At 65.3% G+C, this 3532-nt stretch carries 2 protein-coding genes; both read right to left on the bottom strand.

The window, feature by feature from the left end:
• A partial coding sequence (locus HII27_RS26610) for a Tn3-like element TnAs1 family transposase (protein ID WP_185670181.1) occupies positions 1 to 2834 on the bottom strand: 2834 nt, incomplete at its 3' end.
• Positions 2835 to 2837: 3 nt separating this feature from the next.
• Positions 2838 to 3398 (bottom strand): recombinase family protein, encoded by a 561-nt coding sequence (locus tag HII27_RS26605; protein WP_001161490.1) that lies wholly within the window; start codon positions 3396 to 3398, stop codon positions 2838 to 2840.
• Between the last annotated feature and the right edge of the window lie 134 nt (positions 3399 to 3532).

Below are 3532 nucleotides of genomic sequence, written 5' to 3'. Positions count from 1 at the left end.
TCCACCGGCTTGCCGGCCTCGACCAACCCCTGGGTGGCGCGTTCCAGGTACACCGTGTTCCACAGCACGATAGCCGCCGTCACCAGGTTGAGGCCGCTGGCCCGGTAGCGCTGCTGCTCGAAGCTCCGATCCCTGATTTCCCCAAGGCGGTTGAAGAACACCGCCCTGGCCAGCGAGTTGCGCGCCTCACCTTTGTTCAGGCCGGCATGCACGCGGCGGCGCAGTTCAACACTTTGCAGCCAGTCCAGGATGAACAGCGTGCGCTCGATCCGGCCCAGCTCGCGCAGGGCCACGGCCAGTCCGTTCTGGCGCGGGTAGCTGCCGAGCTTGCGCAGCATCAGCGAGGCGGTGACGGTGCCCTGCTTGATCGAGCTGGCCAGGCGCAGGATGTCGTCCCAGTGGGCACGCACGTGCTTGATGTTCAGGGTGCCGCCGATCAGCGGGCGCAACGTCGGGTAGGCTTGCACGCCCTGCGGCACGTACAGCTTGGTTTCGCCGAGGTCGCGGATGCGCGGCGCGAAGCGGAAGCCTAGCAGGTGCATCAGGGCAAAGACGTGATCGGTGAAGCCGGCCGTGTCGGTGTAGTGCTCCTCGATCCGCAGGTCGGACTCGTGGTACAGCAGGCCGTCGAGCACATAGGTGGAATCGCGGACGCCGACATTCACCACGCGGGTGCTGAACGGCGCGTACTGGTCGGAGATATGGGTATAGAACAGCCGTCCCGGCTCGCTACCGTACTTCGGGTTGACGTGCCCGGTGCTCTCGCCCCGGCCACCCGCGCGGAAGCGCTGGCCATCGGAGGATGAGGTCGTGCCGTCGCCCCAGTGGGCGGCAAAGGCGTGGCGATACTGGTGGTTGACCAGCTCGGCCAAGGCCGCCGAATAGGTTTCGTCGCGGATGTGCCAGGCTTGCAGCCAGGACAGCTTGGCGTAGGTCAGGCCGGGGCTCGACTCGGCCATCTTGGTCAGCCCGAGGTTGATCGCATCACCGAGGATTGCGGACAGCAGCAACGTCCTGTCTTTGGCCTCGGCCCCGTCCTTCAAGTGGGTGAAGTGGCGGCTGAAGCCCGTCCAGTCGTCCACGTCCATCAGCAGTTCGGTGATCTTGATGCGCGGCAGTAACTGGCTGGTTTGGTCGATCAGCGCCTGCGCCCGATCCGGCACCGCCGCATCCAGCGGGGTGATTTTCAGCCCTGACTCGGTGAGGATGGCATCGGGCAGCTCGTTGTCCTTGGCCAGGCGGGTGACGGTGGCCAACTGCTCGTCCAGCAGCTGCAAACGCTCTTCCAGGTACTGGTCGCTGTTCGGGTTGATCGCCAGGGGCAGGGCCTGCTCGCGCTTGAGTGCGGCGAACTTCTCGGCCGGCAGCAGGTAGTCGTCGAAGTCGCGGAACTGCCGCGAGCCCTTGACCCAGATGTCGCCGGAGCGCAGGGCGTTCTTCAGCTCGGACAGGGCGCAGATTTCGTAGAATTTCCGGTCGAGGCCTTCCGGGGTGATCACCAGCGGCTTCCAGCGCGGCTTGATGAAGGCCGTGGGTGCATCGGCCGGCACCTTGCGCAGGTTGTCGGCGTTCATCTCACGCAGGGTCTGCACGGCTGCCAGCACGCCTTGCGCGGCCGGCGCGGCGCGCAGTTCCAGCACCTCCAGCAAGGCCGGCGTGTAACGGCGCAGGGTGGCGAAGTTCTCGCCGACCAGGTGCAGGTGGTCGAAGCCTTCCGGCCGGGCCAGCAGCTCGGCCTCGCTGACGCTCTCGGTGAACTCGTCCCAGGGAATCACCGCCTCGATGGCGGCATAGGGGTCGCTGCCGCTTTCCTTCGCTTCCAGCAGCGCCTGGCCGATCCTGGAGTACAGGCGCACCTTGTCGTTGATCGCCTTGCCCTGCTTCTGGAACTGCTGCTGATGCTTGTGCTTCGCGCCGCTGAACAGCTTGACCAGGATGCGGTCATGCAGATCGACCAGCTCATCGATCACGGTCGCGGTGCTCTCCAGCACCACGGCGGCCAGGGTCGCGTAGCGGCGCTGCGGCTCGAACTTACCGAGGTCTTTGGGCGTCATCTGCCCACCCTCGCGGGCCAGCTTGAGCAGGCGGTTCTGGTGGATGTGCCGGCCCAGGCCTTCGGGCAAGTCCACCAACTGAAATGTCTTCAGCCGCTCGATGTGTTCCAGCATGTGCCGAGAGTTGGGTTTCAGCGGTGCCTGGCGCAGCCAGGTCAACCAGGTGATGCTGCTGCCGGCCTTGAGCTTCAACAGCTCGTCCAGCTTGGCCCGATGCGAGTCCGTGAGTGGTTCGACCAGGGCGCGGTAGACCCGCCGATTGGCTCGCGCAATGGCTTCCGAGCAGGCCCGGTCAATCACGCTCAGCGCCGGCAGGATGCGTCGTTTCTGCCGTAGGCTCTCCAGGGCCTGACCGGCCAGCAGCAAGCCTTTGTCGGTCTGCTGGGCCAGCTCGGTTAGCTCGCGCACCAGGGCGCGGAAGTCGGACAGGCCGAACGGGGCCAGTTGCAGGTAGGTGCGCAGTTCCTGGGCATGCTCGCGACGGGTCACGTCGCGCTCGCCGTACTTTGCCCAGCTCGCCGGCTCGGCCTGGACTTGCTTCGCCACCCACAGGATGACCGGCTCGGGCAGCTCGCTGTCGGTTCCCAGCGCGTAACCGGGGTAGCGCAGCAGGCAGAGCTGCACGGCGAAGCCGAGGCGGTTGGCGTCGCCGCGTCGCTGGCGGATCAGCGACAGGTCGGAGTCGTTGAAGGTGTAGTAGCGGATCAGGTCATCCTGGCTTTCCGGCAGCGCAAGCAGGGTGTCCCGCTCCGTGGCCGAGAGGATCAAGCGACGCGGCATGTGTCAGTCGTCCGTGCGGAGGTACTGGTAGAGGGTTTCCCGGCTGATGTTGAACTCGCGGGCAAGCTGCGCCTTGGGCTCGCCGGCCGTCGCTCGCTGCCGCAGGGTAGCAGCCTGCTCATCGGACAGGGCTTTCTTGCGGCCCCGGTACGCGCCACGCTGCTTGGCCAAGGCGATGCCCTCACGCTGCCGCTCGCGGATCAGGGCGCGCTCGAACTCAGCGAAGGCCCCCATCACCGACAGCATCAGGTTGGCCATCGGCGAGTCCTCGCCAGTGAACACCAGGCCCTCCTTCAGGAACTCGATGCGCACGCCGCGCTGAGTCAGCTTCTGTACCAAGCGACGCAGGTCATCGAGGTTGCGGGCCAGCCGATCCATGCTGTGCACCACCACTGTATCGCCTTCGCGGACGAAGCTCAGCAGCGCTTCGAGCTGGGGGCGCTGGGTGTCCTTGCCCGATGCCTTGTCGGTGAACACCTTGCTCACCTGGGTTTGTTCCAGCTGGCGTTCCGGGTTCTGGTCAAAGCTGCTGACCCGGACGTAGCCGATGCGGTGCCCCTGCACGATGTCTCCTTGGTTGAAGGCGGCTTAAGTGCACTTTCTGTTCCGTTGTGCCTCAAAGCCCATTTCTGTCAGGCTGAAATCTATAACCTTCGCGGGCATGTGTCAAAAAATGGGAAAGCAGACTCTATTCTGAC

The organism is Kluyvera sichuanensis (genome assembly GCF_014218705.1).
In the GTDB taxonomy this organism is placed as follows: domain Bacteria; phylum Pseudomonadota; class Gammaproteobacteria; order Enterobacterales; family Enterobacteriaceae; genus Kluyvera; species Kluyvera sichuanensis.
Note: the sequence above shows the minus strand (reverse complement) of the source record. Positions and strands in the feature narration are given on the sequence as shown.